Source organism: Microbacterium sp. SLBN-154 (assembly GCF_006715565.1).
Classification (GTDB): domain Bacteria; phylum Actinomycetota; class Actinomycetes; order Actinomycetales; family Microbacteriaceae; genus Microbacterium.
Genome location: NZ_VFNL01000001.1, coordinates 711,362 through 727,249, shown reverse-complemented (window position 1 = coordinate 727,249; position 15,888 = coordinate 711,362). Strand labels below are relative to the sequence as shown.

Annotated in this window: 13 protein-coding genes; 6 read left to right on the top strand and 7 right to left on the bottom strand. The window is 69.4% G+C overall.

What is annotated here, in order from left to right:
• The first annotated feature begins 89 nt into the window (after positions 1 to 89).
• From FBY40_RS03690 to FBY40_RS03675, 4 genes are read left to right on the top strand one after another with little or no spacing between them, the layout of a single operon-like run.
• The gene (locus tag FBY40_RS03690; protein ID WP_160141340.1) at positions 90 to 845 is read left to right on the top strand and encodes a PIG-L deacetylase family protein; all 756 of its coding nucleotides are present in this window, start codon (positions 90 to 92) and stop codon (positions 843 to 845) included.
• Positions 842 to 1,555, top strand: coding sequence for a 4-carboxy-4-hydroxy-2-oxoadipate aldolase/oxaloacetate decarboxylase (locus tag FBY40_RS03685; protein WP_200829914.1), 714 nt, complete (start codon positions 842 to 844; stop codon positions 1,553 to 1,555). The genes FBY40_RS03690 and FBY40_RS03685 overlap by 4 nt, the downstream gene beginning before the upstream one ends.
• Positions 1,542 to 2,618 (top strand): PrpF domain-containing protein, encoded by a 1,077-nt coding sequence (locus FBY40_RS03680; RefSeq protein WP_235014535.1) that lies wholly within the window; start codon positions 1,542 to 1,544, stop codon positions 2,616 to 2,618. The genes FBY40_RS03685 and FBY40_RS03680 overlap by 14 nt, the downstream gene beginning before the upstream one ends.
• A gap of 33 nt (positions 2,619 to 2,651) precedes the next feature.
• Positions 2,652 to 3,659: a VOC family protein gene (locus FBY40_RS03675; RefSeq protein WP_141936483.1), complete on the top strand. Its 1,008-nt coding sequence runs from the start codon at positions 2,652 to 2,654 to the stop codon at positions 3,657 to 3,659.
• Between the two features lie 8 nt (positions 3,660 to 3,667).
• Here the strand turns inward: FBY40_RS03675 and FBY40_RS03670 are convergent, their stop codons facing one another.
• The 5 genes from FBY40_RS03670 to FBY40_RS03650 form a co-directional block, all read right to left on the bottom strand.
• Positions 3,668 to 4,780, bottom strand: coding sequence for a 5-methyltetrahydropteroyltriglutamate--homocysteine S-methyltransferase (locus tag FBY40_RS03670; RefSeq protein WP_141936481.1), 1,113 nt, complete (start codon positions 4,778 to 4,780; stop codon positions 3,668 to 3,670).
• Positions 4,781 to 4,862: 82 nt separating this feature from the next.
• Positions 4,863 to 7,730 carry a DUF6351 family protein gene (locus tag FBY40_RS03665; RefSeq protein WP_141936479.1) on the bottom strand — a complete coding sequence of 956 codons (2,868 nt, stop codon included), beginning with the start codon at positions 7,728 to 7,730 and terminating at the stop codon, positions 4,863 to 4,865.
• 183 nt (positions 7,731 to 7,913) lie between these two features.
• Entirely contained in the window at positions 7,914 to 8,816 is a 903-nt protein-coding gene (locus FBY40_RS03660) for a hypothetical protein (RefSeq protein ID WP_141936478.1), read from the bottom strand.
• Positions 8,817 to 8,852: 36 nt separating this feature from the next.
• On the bottom strand, positions 8,853 to 10,301 hold the full coding sequence (locus FBY40_RS03655) for an HNH endonuclease signature motif containing protein (protein ID WP_141936476.1): 1,449 nt from the start codon (positions 10,299 to 10,301) through the stop codon (positions 8,853 to 8,855).
• Positions 10,302 to 10,402: 101 nt separating this feature from the next.
• Entirely contained in the window at positions 10,403 to 11,320 is a 918-nt protein-coding gene (locus FBY40_RS03650; RefSeq protein ID WP_160141339.1) for a PaaX family transcriptional regulator, read from the bottom strand.
• A 73-nt stretch (positions 11,321 to 11,393) separates the two neighbouring features.
• Here FBY40_RS03650 and FBY40_RS03645 point away from each other — a divergent pair, with 73 nt between their 5' ends.
• Complete coding sequence (locus FBY40_RS03645) at positions 11,394 to 12,101, top strand: AIM24 family protein (RefSeq protein ID WP_141936471.1); 708 nt, start codon at positions 11,394 to 11,396, stop codon at positions 12,099 to 12,101.
• Positions 12,102 to 12,109: 8 nt separating this feature from the next.
• The gene (locus tag FBY40_RS03640) at positions 12,110 to 12,571 is read left to right on the top strand and encodes a shikimate kinase (protein ID WP_141936470.1); all 462 of its coding nucleotides are present in this window, start codon (positions 12,110 to 12,112) and stop codon (positions 12,569 to 12,571) included.
• Between the two features lie 10 nt (positions 12,572 to 12,581).
• Here FBY40_RS03640 and FBY40_RS03635 read toward each other — a convergent pair whose 3' ends face one another.
• A complete protein-coding gene (locus FBY40_RS03635) occupies positions 12,582 to 13,526 on the bottom strand; it encodes a serine hydrolase (protein WP_141939998.1) in 945 nt (314 codons plus the stop codon).
• Positions 13,527 to 13,606: 80 nt separating this feature from the next.
• Entirely contained in the window at positions 13,607 to 15,589 is a 1,983-nt protein-coding gene (locus FBY40_RS03630) for a M13 family metallopeptidase (RefSeq protein WP_200829913.1), read from the bottom strand.
• Positions 15,590 to 15,888: the final 299 nt, after the last annotated feature.

Here is a 15,888-nt window from a genome sequence, read left to right as displayed (position 1 = left end):
GTCAGCTTCCCTACGAGCGAAGGGATCCGGTAGCCGAGATTGTAGACAATTTCTTGACCATTCCGCTAGGGGTGTGGTTCCCTTACGGCATGTCAGAGGCTCAGGGCACACTGCTGGTCGTCAGCGCCCACGCGGGCGACTTCGTTTGGCGCGCGGGAGGCGCGATCGCGTCCGCCGCGATGCGCGGCGATCGTGCCGTGGTGGCCTGCCTCTCCTACGGCGAGCGCGGCGAGTCCGCCAGCCAATGGCTGCAGGGCAAGGACCTCGAGGAGATCAAGGCGATCAGGCGCGACGAGGCCGAGGCCGCGGCATCCGCTCTCGGCGCCGAGATCGAGTTCCTCGACCTCGGTGACTACCCCCTCGTCGAATCGCGTGAGGCGGTCGCCGAGCTGGTCGACCTCTACCGCCGAGTGCAGCCCACCGTCGTCCTCACGCACACCCTGCACGACCCGTACAACGGCGACCACCCGGCCGCGGCGCGGATGGCGCTGGAGGCGCGGATCCTCGCGCAGGCCATCGGCGTCGCGAACGGCGACGGGTCGGTGCCGACGAAGGAGCAGATCATCGGCGCGCCGCCGGTGTTCTTCTTCGAGCCGCATCAGCCCGAGCAGTGCGACTTCACCCCCAACGTGCTGCTCGACATCACCGACGCCTTCCCCCGCAAGCGTGCGGCGATGGAATGTCTTCCGGCGCAGAAGCATATGTGGTCGTACTACGCCGACCTCGCCGTGCGCCGCGGTGTGCAGGTCAAGCGCAATGCGGGGCCCAACCTCGGGCTTCCCCACGACACGATGGGCGAGGCGTACATGCGATACCTCCCCCAGGTGACGAGCGTCCTGTCGTGACCGCCCGCCCCGTCATCGTCACCGACATCGCGCGGCCGGACCCGGCCGTGATCGATGCGCTGGCCGCCCACGGGGTGGCGACGGTGCACGAGGCGATGGGACGCACCGGGCTCGTCGGGCCGGGGATCCGTCCGATTCAGGATGCTGCGCGCGTGGCCGGCAGCGCCGTCACCGTCGTCGGGGCTCCGGGCGACAACCTCATGATCCATGCGGCGATCGAGCAGTGCCGAGCCGGTGATCTCCTCGTCGTGACCACGACCTCGCCGTCCTCCGACGGCGCGTTCGGCGACCTGTTCGCCACGGCTCTCAAGGCCCGGGGCGTGCGGGGGCTGGTCACCACGACCGGCGTGCGCGACATCGCCGACCTGCGAGCCATGGGCTTCCCGGTCTGGTCGAACGGCGTGCACGCGCAGGGCACGGTCAAGGCGACGCCCGGCTCGGTGAACGTGCCGGTGGTCGTGGCAGGTGCGGTCGTCCATCCCGGCGACGTGGTTATCGCCGACGATGATGGCGTCGTGGTGGTGCCGCGTGCCGACGCCGCCGCGGCGCTGGCCGCCGCCGATGCGCGCGTGGCCAAGGAGGCCGCGGATCGCGACGCCTATGCGGCGGGCACGGAGCTGAGCCTTGACCGCAAGGGGCTCCGCCCCCTCCTCGCCGACCTCGGCGTCACGTACATGACGCAGGAGGAATATCAACGTGGGCAGCAGTGACGGCGTCCGGTGCATGCTGCTGCGGGGCGGCACCTCGAAGGGGGCGTACTTCGTCGCTGATGACGTTCCGGCCGACCCCGAGACCCGCGACGACCTCCTGCTGCGGATCATGGGCACCCCCGATGCCCGGCAGATCGACGGACTCGGCGGCGCTCATCCGCTGACGTCGAAGGTTGCGATCGTCCGTCGGTCGACTGAGCCCGATATCGACGTCGACTACCTCTTCCTGCAGATCGGCGTCGAGGAGGCCACCGTGGCGACGACTCAGACCTGCGGCAACCTGCTCGCCGGCGTCGGTCCGTTCGCTGTGGAACGCGGTCTCGTCGAGGCCGAGGGTGATCATGCCGTCATTCGCATACGGCTGGTCAACACCGGTGATGTCGCGACGGCGACCTTCCCCCTCGAGAACGGCATGCCCCGCTACGACGGCGAGGCCTCGATCGACGGCGTGCCCGGGACGGCCGCTCCGATTGAGCTCGAGTCGGGCGGCATCCGTCCGCTCTTCCCCACGGGGAACGTGACCGACCTCGTCGCCGGCCGCACCGTCACCCTCGTCGACAACGGGATGCCGGTCGTTCTCCTTCGCCCCGAGGACGTCGGGGCCACCGGGCGAGACACCCCCGAGGCGCTCGAAGCCGACGCGGCGGTGCGTGCTGCCGTCGAAGAGGTGCGCCGCGAAGCCGGTCCCCTGATGGGGCTCGGCGATGTGGCGGATCAGACCGTCCCGAAGATGATCCTCGTGTCGCCCCCGGCCGCGGGCGGCGCCGTGGCGACGCGTGCCTTCATCCCCCACCGGGTTCATTCGTCGATCGGCGTCCTGATGGCGGCGTCGGTCGCCGCCGCGGTCTGCGTTCCCGGAGCGGTCGGCGCGGATGGCGCACGTCTTCCGGAGGGCGAGCCGGATGCCGGTCTCGCGATCGACGTCGAGCATCCGAGTGGCATCCTCACCTCCCGGGTGCGGGTCGCTGCCGACGACCAGGGCGTCTGGCACGCCACATCCGCATCCCTTCGCACCGCCCGCAAGATCTTCGACGGCACCGTTTTCCCGCGCCCGCGCCGTTGAACCCCGACCCACCCGCGTCAGAGAGGACCGACCATGGCCAGCAGCGAGAACTTCGACCTCGCCCACATCGGCGGCGTCGAGCTGTACACCCCGAAGTTCGATGAGAGCCTGCACTTCTTCCGCGACCTGCTGGCGATGCGGGTCGTCGCCGAACACGGCGACTCCGTCTACCTGCGGTGCTGGGACGAGTATCAGCTGTACACGCTGAAGCTCACCGCGTCCGACACCAACGGCATCGGACGCACCCTCTTCCGCACCACCAGCCCCGAGGCGCTCGAGCGGCGTGTGGCCGCGGTCGAGGCGACCGGCCTCGGCCACGGCTGGCGCGAGCCCGAGGTGGGCGTGGGTCGATCGTACGAGTTCGAGGATCCCGACGGTCATCTGATGGCGCTGTACTACGACACCGAGCACTACATCTCGGATGACGAGGACCGGCCGGCGCTGAAGAACCAGGCCTCGGCGTTCCCCGGTCGCGGGGTCAACGCCCGCCGGATGGATCACATCAACTACCTCGCCTCCGATGTCAACGCCTCGGGCGAGTTCTGGCGCGACGTCATGCGTTCGCGCGAATCGGAGCGGGTGCGCCTGGACGACGGCCGCTACGGAGCCTGGTGGTTCCGGTTCCAGCAGAAGTCGTACGACGTGGTGTACTCCGACGACTGGACGGGCGAGAGGGGCCGGTTCCACCACTTCGCCTTCGCGCCCGACACCCGCGAAGACATCCTGAAGGCCGCCGACATCTTCCTCGAGAACGGCGTGCACATCGAGTTCGGGCCGTACAAGCACGCCATCAACCAGACGTTCTTCATCTACGTGTGGGAGCCGGGCGGCAATCGCATCGAGCTGGCCAACGCCGGCGCGCGACTCATCCTCGACCCCGACTGGCCGGTCGTGGAGTGGAGCCAGGCGGAGCGGGCGAAGGGTCAGGCCTGGGGGGCGAAGACCGTTCCCACCTTCCACACGCACGGCACCCCGTTCGTGGAGAACCAGGAGGAGATCGACGCCGCCGCCATGCGCGGCGAGCCCTACAAGAAGCCCTGACCCGGCGATCAGCCCCAGACGGCGTCGGCGACGGCGACGACCTCGCGGATCTTCGCCCACTGCTCGTCCTCGGTGAGCAGGTTCCCCTCCTCCGTCGAGGCGAAACCGCACTGCGGGCTGAGCGCCAACTGCCCGAGGGGTGCGAACGCCGCGGCTTCGTCGATACGGCGGCGCACGGCATCCGGATCCTCCAGCGCACCGCTCTTCGTCGTGATCAGCCCGAGCACCACCGTCTTGTCGCCCTCGGGCAGGAACCGCAGCGGCTCGAAGCCGCCCGCGCGCTCGCTGTCGTACTCCAGGAAATAGCCGTCGTAGTCGACCACTCCCAGAAGCTGCTCGGCGACCGGCTCGTATCCGCCCGATGAGATCCACGTCGACCGGAAGTTGCCGCGGCACACGTGCGTGGTGACGGTGAGGTCGTCGGGCCGCCCCTCGAGAATGCGGTTCAGAAGATCGGCGTACCGCTCGGCGATGCCGTCGGTGCGGATGCCACGGCTCGCCGCCTTGGCCAGCTCCTCCTCGGAACAGAGGTAGGCCCAGGCGGTGTCGTCGAACTGCAGATACCGGGCGCCCGCGTCGTAGAACGCCTGCAGAGCATCGCGATAGGCCGTGACGAGGTCGTCGACGATGTCGTCACGCCCGCCGTAGGTGCCCGCGTCGATGTGCCCCGGCTCGAGGCGGAAGTCGAGCACGGTCGGCGCGGGGATGGAGAACTTGGGCACGGCGCCGGTCGTCCGCTCCAGAAGCGACGCCAGCGACCGATAGTGGTCGAGGAACGGATGCTGCGGGCTGAACCCGATCGGCCCGGTGATCTCGATGCCCCGCGGCCGGGTCTGCACCCCCTGGAACTGGATGCCGTGATCGAGCTCGACGATCTCGACGCCGTCGAGAAGGCCGAAGAAGTCGAAGTGCCACCACGAGCGACGGAATTCCCCGTCGGTGGCGAGCTGCAGCCCCGCATCCGCCTGCTGCACGACGAGTTCGGCGATCGCGGTGTCCTCGGCGACCCGCAGCCCCTCGGCATCCAACTCACCGACGGCGTGACGCGCGCGCGCCTCGGCGAGCGCGGGCGGACGGAGGAAGCTGCCGACGATGTCGGCGCGGAACGGTGGCGTGGACATGGGTCGAGCGTAATCACGGCGCCGGCGTGGTGCTCACCCCTCGACACACGGGGTCACGTGTGTCGAGGGGTGAGCTTTCCGGTCAGCGCAGTCGCACCGCGTTGCGCGATTCGAGGGTGACCGTCGGGTACCCCTCCAGCGTGCCGGTGACCGCGACCGAGATGCTCGCGCCGCGGTCATCCCTCGTGAGCGTGTACTGGCGGCCGGTCGCACCGGGGATCGGCTCCCCGTCGCGGAGCCACTGGTAGCTGATCGACGTGCCGGGGGTCCAAACCCCGGCCACCGCGGTGACCTTGGTCCCCACCCACGGCAGGCCGATGACGAAGCCCTCCGTCGCGAGCGCCGTCTTCAGCGTCGGCTCCGACCGCAGCGTCACCGTCTCGTAGCCGTCGAGCGCGCCGGTCACCTCGACGCTCAGGGGCTGCTTCAGATAGGCCGCGCTGACCTTCAGCGTCGGCTTGTTCTGTCCGCGGATCGCCCGGTCGCCGACGTACCACTGGTAGGTCAGCTTCGCCCCCTCGGTCCAGGCGCCCGGCACCGCGGTGAGCCGCTCTCCGACCACCGGCGTGCCGTCGATCGTCGGCGTCGTGGCCTGCAGCACTCGAAGGGTGGGGTCCGACACGACGCTGCGGTCGACGAAACCGGGCGCCGATGCCGTCACCCGCACCGTGATCGCCGCACCGGCAACGCCTGGTTCGACGACGTAGGTCGCTCCGGTCGCACCCTCGATCGGTTGCCCGTCGGCGAACCACTGGTACGACAGCGTCGCCTCCGCGGTCGACGAGGTGCCGGTCGCGATGAGCTCGGCACCCAGACGCGCGCTGCCGGTGATCCCCACACCGTCGAGCGCTGCCACCTCGGTGTCGCCGAAGTCCAGCCAGGTGCCCTCCAGCTCGGTGAAGTCCTGGCTCGGCTGGGTGTAGTCGCAGACACCGGTGTCGAACAGCGCCGTGAGACGGTTCCACTCGTCATCGGTCATCTCGGGGTACTCGCCCCGCACCGGCTCGGTGAGCTGGCACTTCAGCACCTCGGCCGACAGCGGCATCCCCGCCTCCGCTCGCGGCTGCGAGTGGTAGGGATACAGCGTGTTGCACGTGGTGGTGGGGTCGTCGTAGTCCAGCACCTCGGAGATGAAGCCGCCCTGGGCATCGAAGCACCCGTCGCTCAGGCCCGCGGGCCGTGCGGCGACGGTGCGGGCACGATCCCCCGACCCTCCCGCCTCGACGATCGCGTCGAGCCACGCCTCGAGCTGGGTCAGCGCTTCGGCACGCATCCCCGCCGTCGCCGGGCCGTTGTTGGGGCCGGTCCAGTTGACGTGGGTGTCGGCATCACCCCAGGCCTGCAGCATCCGCTCACGGATGATGGCGGACCGGTACCGCTCGTGAAAGTCGCCCGTCGGGTCGGTGTAGTTGCGGATCTCGATCACCGGAATGGTCTCCAGTCCGCCGGTCATCATGTTGACCCGGCCCGTGGCGAACGCCCGCTCGATCGCTTCGACGCTCGCCTCGGAGCGCTCTGCCGTGCGGGCGCCGTCGACGTCGATGCCGCCGATGTTCTCGTTGAGCGACAGGAACTGCTCGGCGGTGATCACCCCGTCCGCGAGGGCGTTCAATCCGTACTGGATGCCGACGTTGTCGGGCTCCACGCGCAGGCCGCGGCCCTGTTCGTCGGTGCCGTAGACGTTCTTCACCATGTCGGCGATTGTGCACCGGAGGCCGTCGGGGTTGGTCGGCGACCACCGGTCCTCGACCGGGATCGCGGGGTTGCAGCCGCGGTTGGGGTCGTCGACACCGTCGAAGAAGGTGAAGCCGAAGCACGTGCCCGTGGTGGCGTGGCCGGTGACGGCGAGCTTCTGCGCGTCGGTCCAGCCGGCTCCGGCGGGCGAGTTCCAGTAGCCGAGCAGACCGCGGCAGTCGTGTCCGCCGATGGTGGTCGAGCGCTCGTCGGGGTAGCCGATCTCGCCCAGGACGCCGTCGAGGATGCCGGGGTAGTTGTTCGACAGGAGCAGCTGCTGCATGGTCCCCGCCGATCCGCCCGAGCCGATCGTGTACGTCACGGGGCCGAGCTGCTCGACGACGTGCTCCTTGACCATCATCGCGGTCTCGGCGCTCGTGACGTCGTTGCAGTTCTGGGCGTAGACGTTGAAGGTCGCCGACGCCACCGCGTACCCGCGGCTGAGGAGGAGGTCGTTCTCGACGCCGCCGGTGGACGACCCCTGCCAGTACCCGACGCCGCAGGCGCCGCCGAAGGTGTACGCGAGGCGCCCGTTCCATCCCGCGGGGCTCGCGAACGGGGTGGGTTCGGGCTCGATGGGCTGGTGCAGCATCGCGGTCTCGTACACCGCGCGATTGATGGTGCCTCGCTCGATGCGGACGACGTAGGGAACCGTGTCACCCTCGATGGTCGTCGTGGTGGCGACATCCGCCGGGGTCGAGCCGTCGGTCGGGTAGTTCGCGAAGTGTCCGCCGGTGGTGCGGTAGCGATAGGACACGACCGCTTCCTCGACGTGGCAGTCCTCGTCGACCGGACCCAGATTCCAGGGCGCGCCCGACGCGGTGCAGTACATCGGATGCTGCGGGCCGGAGAAGACCGGACCGGTGACCGGGTGGTTCTCGACCTCGAGGCTCGCAACCTCGGCCCCCGTCGCCGAGGTCACCGTGATCTCGCTGACGCCGACCGGGAGGCCCGTGACCTCGCCGACGAGTCTGCCGTCGAGCGGCGCGAACGCCGCGGTGACATCCGCGCCGGCTGCGGTGACACGCATCTCGTCGGTGACACCGGAGATGCCGATGAGGGCGTCGCCGCCCGAGACGCTGTCGGCGCGTCCGGAGAGCACCTCAATGGCGGCGTCTGGTGGTGCGGCGAAGGCCGCCACCGGGGTGAGGACGGAGGCGAGGAGCGCCACCGTCGCGGTCGTACACGCCCACAGGCGCGCTCGAGCAGAGGTCATAGGTCCCGAACCTTTCGACGTCATCGTCGTTGACATGCGGCGTCATCGTCGCACGCGAGTCATAGTAGAAGTCACAGTGACGAGCGTCAATGAAAGTTTGTAGTCGATGTTCGGGCATGCCGAGGTCCGCCCGGGCGCGGCACGCACCGCCCCGGGGGCACGGTCTCGGCGGAGGCTCGCGCCTCAGCCGGTGGCGGGGAGCGGGCGCCCCTGCTGAGGAGAGCCGGTCGCGCTCCCGGGAACGGGGGCGACCCCGGGGACCGGCTCGGCGTCGGGCAGCGGTTCGGTGTCGGGGATCTCGGGCACGACCGAGAGATCGGACGGGATGACCCCGTCGGCTCGGTCTCGTCCCACACACTGCGCGGCAACGATGATCCGCTCCCCCTCCCGTGCTTCGGGAACGTTCAGACGCAGCCACTCCGAGACGGCCGCGAGGGGCATCGAGACGGAGCTGTCCACCGTCTCGACGGGCGGCACGAGGACGATCGGCGTCGACACCTCCGGCACCCCCGGGGCGAGCGGATAGGCGTAGCTGAACTGTGCGGAGACGACTCCGCCGGTGCATCCCTCGATCGTCACCGCGCTCGGCGCGTCGGCGGCGCGAAGCGTGGCCACCGTCATGCCCGCAGGAACGACCACGCGAAGCCCCATCGACTCGATGGCGGCGAGGGCGTAGGTGCGGTCACCGGCGGTGTCGCATTCCACCGTGATCTCGACCTCGCCGCCGGGCGGACGTGGTGCCGAAGAGAACCACGTGGACACCGTCTGCACGGGCAGGCGCGTCACGCCGTCATCGTCGGGGATCAGAAAGACATCCTGCAGCGACGGACCGGGATCGTCTCCGCGATCGAGCGCAAGGTAGAAGAGATCGACCAGACTGGTGCCGCCCGCACACCCCCCGATGAGGATGTCGCCGGCGAGGCCGGGCTTCCCGAGATCCTCGACCACGAGCCCATCCGGTACCGAGATCGCAAGGCCGTCCTCGACGGCCGCGGCGACCGGCACGTGACCCATCCCTGCTGTCAGCGCGGCCGTTGTCGCAACGATCGTCGCCGTCAGGCACACGGCCCCCATGGTTCGCTTCATCGTCGTCCCCGCTGAGCGAGCGTACGCGCAATCAGGTCAGAAGGGTGCGACCGCGAGTCGGCCGTCGTCGGTGGGGACGAACGCGACCCGTGAGGGTGGATGGCTGTCGTAGATCTTCCCACCCGGACTGGTGAAGGTCAGGATGCCGCCGGGGAGCTGTTCGACGTGCCAGTTCGTCGCGTGCTTGAGCGTGTGGTGTCTGACGCATTCGTTGCAGAGGTTGTCGTTGGACGTTGGTCCGCCCAACGCGAAGTCCCTCGAGTGATCCTTGTCGCAGAGTTTCGCGGGCCTTCGACATCCCGGTGTTCGGCAGGTGACGTCTCTGGCGTTGAGGAACCGGGTTTGGGATGGATGCGGGGTGTACCTGTCGACCGCGGTCACCACGCCCGTGATGGGGTCGGTCATCACCCGGTCCCACACCCTCGCGGTTCCGGCCATCCGTCTTGCGGTCTCGGGGTCGACCGGGGTGACCCCGTTCAATTCCGCCCCCGACCCGGTAACCCCTGTCAGCGTGGTGATCGGGAGTGTGATCTGAACTTCGGCCCGGATGGCGCCGAGCCCGCCGGTGATGGGGTCGGTGGGGTCGATCACCGGGGAGCCGGTCAGGAGCATGTCCAGGGCGAGGTCGCAGCGGATCTCATCCAGGATCCGGTCATCGAACCACGGCTCGGCATCACCATCTGCGGCACCGTTGTCGCCGCTGCCGCTGCCGCTACCGCTGCTGCCGCCGCCGCGGTCGCCCGCGTCGCCGCCGAGTCCAAATCCGGCCCCGCTACCGCCCGCCCTCCCCGCCTCGGCCTGTGCGGCGGCGTACGCACGCCGCTTCGCGCGGTCGACGTCCTTGATCGTGGTGCCCTGCCCGGTCAGTCGGTTGTAGGCGCCGTGGATATAGACGTTCGTACCGAGAATCGTCAACGTCGACATCGCATCATCCAGGTCGGTCACCCACACCCGCCGTTCCCGCACCGCCCGGTCATGCCGCTCCTGCAGGGGCCGTGGGTCCAGGACCGCGGCGCGCTGGATGGCGTACTTCTTCGTCCTCGGCACCGTCTGACGTTCCGCTTCAACGAGCACGATGCGTTCGAACGCGGCCCGGTCGGCGGCATCCTCGATCACCCGGCCGGCGTCTTGGATCACCTGCGCATGCGCACGACTGACCCGCCCCTCCACGAGGGCTTCCATCGTCTGGGGGAACAACGCGATCAACTCGTGCGCGTCATGCATCTGCGACTGCATCGACCGGTCATTCACCCGCACCGCCATCCCCAGCTCCAGCGCCATCGACCGCAACGGCAAGTCCCGCTCCCGCGACGACACCGACCCCACCCGCGACCGCTGCTCCAGCGTCAACGCATACGCGTCCGCCAGCAAACGGGTCTCCTTCGCCTCCAGCGCCGCCCGACGACGACGCAGCTTCGCCAGCTCATCCGCGAACACCCCGGCGCGCTTATCCTCCGCCCGCCGCCGCTTCTCGTCCGCATCCACTGCAATCCCCGTCTCGATGACCTACCAGAATCATCGCAGGGGGTTCCGACATTGACCCAGAAGAGCGACCTGCTCTATCGAAACTAATTACGATAAGTAGGTCACCGAGACAGCCGGCGCTCCAGGACGCCGGTGGCCAACGCTTCGTCGACGCGCGACACGTGCCCCCGCATGCGCTCCTCCGCGGCCGGGCCGAGCTCGTCGAATCTGCGGCCGAAGCCTTTGCGGATCTCCTCCCGCGGCCAGTCCGGCGGCAGGAGCGCGGCCGGAAGCCCTGCGTCCACGCCTCGGAACGCCTGCCACTGGATCATCAACGCCGTGCGCTCGGCGAGCGCCTCCGCCCCCACGAGCGCCGCATCCGATGCCTTCAACTCACGACGGAACACGTCATAGCGCTCCAGGACGCCGGAGAGATCCCACGCCCGCTGCGGCCCCCCGGGCCCCGCGACATCCAGCTGCGCACGCATCGTGGTGACATCCGGCACCCCGAGAGCGAGCAGCTCCTGACGGGCGAGCGTGGCGACATCCGAGGGAGAGATCCAGACGCCGTCGTAAAGCGGACCGAACCCCAGGAACTTCAGCCGCGACCGCACCGTGTGGCGAAGCGCCCGCTGCGATTCGGGGATCGAGAAGGTGACGACGCTCCACGCGCCGTCCCACACGATCGGCGCGACCCCGAAGTTCTCGAGCCACGCAGCCTCATCCTCGATGATGGCCCGACCCCGCGAGGTGAGTCCGTGGGTCGTGCGTCGTCCGTCGCGCTGTTGCTCGAGCAGCTCCAGCCGCACGAGCCGCGCGAGGGTCGCCCGCGCGGCAGGCTCCTTCATCCCGAGGTCGCCCATCGCACCGACGAGCGCGGCGGAAGGCAAAGGGGCGTCGTTGCGCCACCAGTAGTCGCCGAAGAGAGTGAGGACCTGGCGGGCCGGTGAGACCTTCCGCAGCGGACGACTCGACCCCGTGCCGCTCGCGGCCGCCCCGGAGGACGGTGACACACCAGCGGATGACGGGGCGAGGGCCATGCCGACATCCTGGCAGGTCTCACGGCCACCCCGGCGGGTATCGTCCGAGCAACGACGTCGGTATGTTGTGCGCATGAAGGCGACGATCGCGGGAACGACCATGCCGGTTCTCGAGCTGACCCTCGACCCCGGGGAGCGGATCATCGCCGAGGGCGGCGACGTCTCGTGGCTCACCCCGGGATTCGACATCCAGACCTCGACGGCCTTCGGTTCGGGCGGGAAGGGCGGCTTCATGAGCGGCCTGAAGCGCATCGTCGGCGGCGGACAGCTCTTTCTCACCCAGTACACCGCACAGACGCCGGGGAGCTTCGTCGCGTTCGCCGCGCAGCTGCCGGGCACGATCCGCGAGATCGCCGTCGATCCGCAGGACCAGTTCATGGTGCAGTCGGGCGCGTACATGGCCAGCACGCCCGACGTGGAGGTCTCGGTGGGTCTGCAGAAGAAGCTCGGTGCGGGCATCTTCGGCGGCGCGGGCGTCGTCTTCCAGAAGCTCGCCGGCAACGGCACCGCATGGGTGCAACTCGCGGGTGAGATCGTCGAGTACGACCTGCCGGCGGGGCAGTCGCTCCTCATCCACCCGGGCCACCTGGCGCTCTACCGCGCCGAGATGCCGCTGGAATTCGCCAGCATCAAGGGCATCAAGAACAAGTTCTTCGGCGACTCGCTCTTCCTCGCGCAGCTGCACGGCCCCGGCCACGTCTGGCTGCAGTCGATGACCCCGGCCAAGCTGGCCGCGGCGATCGAGCCCTACCTGCCCGAGAAGTCGGGCGACAGCAACTGAGGCGCCTCGTGGCCCGCATCCTCATCACCGGCATGTCCGGAACCGGCAAGTCGACCGTTCTCGCCGAGCTCGCGCGGCGCGGTCACCTGACCGTCGACACGGACTACGAGGGCTGGACCGACGGCGACGGCGGCCCCTGGGAAGAAGAGCGGATGACGCGACTCCTCGCCACGCATGAGGACGTCGTGGTCTCGGGCACCGCTGAGAATCAGGGCGTGTTCCGCGACCGGTTCGCCCAGGTGGTCCTGCTCAGCGCACCGATCGACGTGCTCCTCGACCGGGTCACGCGGCGCGCGAACAACCCGTACGGCAAGACGCCCGCTCAGCAGGAGGAGATCCGCCGATACACGATCGAGGTCGAGCCCCTCCTCCGTCGGTCGGCGACGCTCGAGCTCGACGCCCGGCGCCCGGTCGCCGACCTCGCGGACGAGATCGAGGCGCTCGTGAAGGCGTCCTCGCCGCAGGGGTGACCGACCGGGCTCAGTACACGTACTCCATCAGCTCCACCCCGAGAGTGCGGAACGCCTCGTGCGCACGGCTGCGGTGCATGACCGACAGGTCGTCGAAGCACACGATGAGGGCGTAGGAGACACCGGCGCGGGGTCCGGCGATCACGCCGGCCTCGACACGGATGCCGCGGTCGCGGCCGGTCTTGTTGAGGAAGAGCAGTCCGTGGTCATCGCTCTCGTGCGCGAACGGGTCGAGCCCCGTGGCCGAGGCGACGAGGGACAGATCGTGGTTGAGGGTGAGCCACTCCGCCACCTGCGCGCTGACCGCGGGGGACACGGCCTGGCTGTTGGCGAGAGCTGCGAAGATCTCCGCGAGGTCGCGCGCCGAGCTCAGGGCGAAGTGCGGGGCGTCGTCGGGCCCCCGGTGGTCGCGGAACCGGTCGAGGAGTGCGGTGCGCGTGAGCCCGAGTGCGTCGATGCGCGCCCGCACGGCGGGCAGACCCACCCGCTCGAGCAGCCCGTTCGCCGCAAGGCCGTCACCCGCGGCGGCGGCGAGCACCGCCATGTCGACAAGCGGCAGGGTCGGCACCTTCAGGTGCTGCCAGAGCCCCGCCCCCTCGATGCCGGCAAGGCCCGCCCGGTCGAACAGCTCGAGGGGGTCGAGGGTTCCGCCCTCGAACTGCGCCGCGACCTCGATCAGCAGCGGCACGACGCCGAGGCCGGCGACCGGCTGCGTGACATGGTCGTCGCCGGCGAGCACGGTGGTGCCGCGGTCGAGGTCGGTGATGCGCACAGAGACCTGCGCGCCCGACGCGGCGACCGCGTCGAGGGCGCGCAGCGTCGTGGTGAACGTGCGCGTGCCGCCCCCGCCGCGACGCGAGGTGCGCGCGCGCCCGCGGCGGGGTCCGCGCAGCGGTTCGGCTTCCCGACGGAAGCCGGGGCCGGAAGACCCCTGCGAGGGCGGTTCGATGGGCATCGCCACGCGACTGTCCCTCCTGCCAGACGGTTCGATCAACTGTCTACGCGAAGACGGCCTTCGCCACCAGACCGGCGGGATTACCAGATGGTGACGCGCTTGTCCTTCTCGAGCCACAGGGCATCGGACTCGGCGACATCGAACGCGTCGTAGAACGCATCGATGTTACGGACGATCTGGTTGCAGCGGAACTCGTTCGGCGAGTGCGGGTCGATCGTCAACAGGCGGATCGTCTCGGCGTCGCGCCCCTTCTGCTGCCAGATCTGCGCCCATGACAGCAGCAGGCGCTGGATGCCGGTGTACCCGTCGACCTCGGGACCCTCCACCGGGGTGCCCTCGAGGTCGGCTCCGAGCGACAGGCGGTAGGCCTTGATCGCGATGCCGAGGCCGCCCAGGTCGCCGATGTTCTCACCGATCGTGAGTGCGCCATTGACCGTGTTCTCCTCTGCGAGGCCCTGCGGGACGAGCGCGTTGTACTGCTCGATCAGCACGCCGGTGCGCTCCTCGAAGGCCGCACGGTCGGCATCCGTCCACCAGTCGCGAAGCGACCCGTCGCCGTCGAAACGGCTCCCCTGGTCGTCGAAGCCGTGACCGATCTCGTGACCGATCACCGCGCCGATGCCACCGTAGTTGGCGGCCGCGTCGCGGGTCTCGTCGAAGAACGGGTACTGCAGGATCGCCGCCGGGAACACGATCTCGTTCATCAGCGGGTTGTAGTACGCGTTCACCGTCTGCGGCGTCATGTACCACTCGTCGCGATCGATCGGTCCGCCGACCTTGGCCAGCTGACGGTCGTGCTCCCAGATGTGCGAGCGGCGGACGTTCCCCACGAGGTCGGCCTCGTCGATCTCGAGCGAGGAGTAGTCCTTCCACTTCACGGGGTACCCGATCTTCGGCGTGAAGGCCTCGAGCTTCGCAAGGGCCCGCTCGCGGGTCTCGGGCGTCATCCACTCGAGCTCGGAGATGCTCTGCCGGTACGCCTCGATGAGATTCGCGACGAGCTCGTCCATCGCGTCCTTCGCCGCCGGCGGGAAGTGCCGGTCGACGTAGACCTTCCCGATCGCCTCGCCCATGGCCGCCTCGGTGAGGCTCACCCCGCGCTTCCAGCGTTCGCGGTTGACGGGCACGCCGGTGAGCTGAGTGCCGTAGAACGCGAAGTTCGCCGCGACGAAGTCATCCGACAGGAATGGCGCGAGCGCGTGCACGACCTGGAAGCGCAGCCACGCCTTCCAGTCCTCGAGCCGGTCTTCGCGCAGCAGTCCGCCGAGCCCCTCGATGAAGCTCGGCTGGTAGACGACGACGTCGCCGAACGCGTCCTCAAACCCGGGCGCGAGACCCTCCAGCCACGGCTGGAGGTCGGCGCCGGCGAGGCTCTTGACCTGCTCCCAGGTGCGCAGGTTGTAGGTGGCGACCGCGTCGCGGCTCTTGACGTTGTCCCAGTGGTGGGTCGCCAGCTCGGTCTCGAGCGAGAAGATGCGGTCAGCGGATGCCGCGGCGTCGGCGACCCCGGCGAGCTCCAGCATCTTCTCGAGGTGGGCCCGGAACGCCGTGCGGGTGTCGGCGAAGTTCTCCAGGCGGTAGTAGCTCTCGTCGGGAAGGCTCAGCCCACCCTGCACGAAGAACGGCACGTACCGCTGCGGGTTGCCGGGATCGGGCTCGACGTAGAGCACCATGAGCGAGCCCGCGCCCTCGCGCTCGAACGCGCCCACCAGACGGAGGAAGTCGGGGATGCTGGCGACCTCGTCGATCCGCGCCAGCTGCGCGGTCAGTGGCGCGGCGCCGAGTTCGGCGATGCGGCCTTCGTCCATGAAGCTGGCGTAGAGGTCGCCGATCTTGCGGGTCTCGGTGCCGGGCTCGGCGTCCTGCGACTCCTCGATGATCGCCCGGACGTCTTTCTCGGCCTGCTCGGCGATGAGGTGGAACGATCCCCACCTCGCCTTGTCGTCGGGGATCTCGGTGCGGTCGAGCCACGAGCCGTTCACGTGGCGGAAAAGGTCGTCCTGCGGGCGGATCTCGTCGCTGAGCTCGTCGAGCGCAAGGCCGGAGCGAAGTGCATCGGTCATGGGTTCCAGGATAGGCGGCGGTTCTGCGGGCGGCGTCCGAGCGGCTGTCGCTCGCCCGTCGACCCGCGCCGCACCCCCCGCTCCGCGCGCTCCTTCCACGCGAACCGCCGAAAAACGCGGCTCAGGATGCGGCGGAGCCGCGTTTTCTGACGGGTCGGCGATCCGTGCGCCTGCACGCAGCCGCGAACCGTCAAAAGTCGCGGCTCAGGATGCGGCGGAGCCGCGTCTTCTGACGGGTCGGCGATCCGTACGCCCGCACTCAGCCGCGAACCGTCGAAAAACGCGGCCCGGGATGCGGC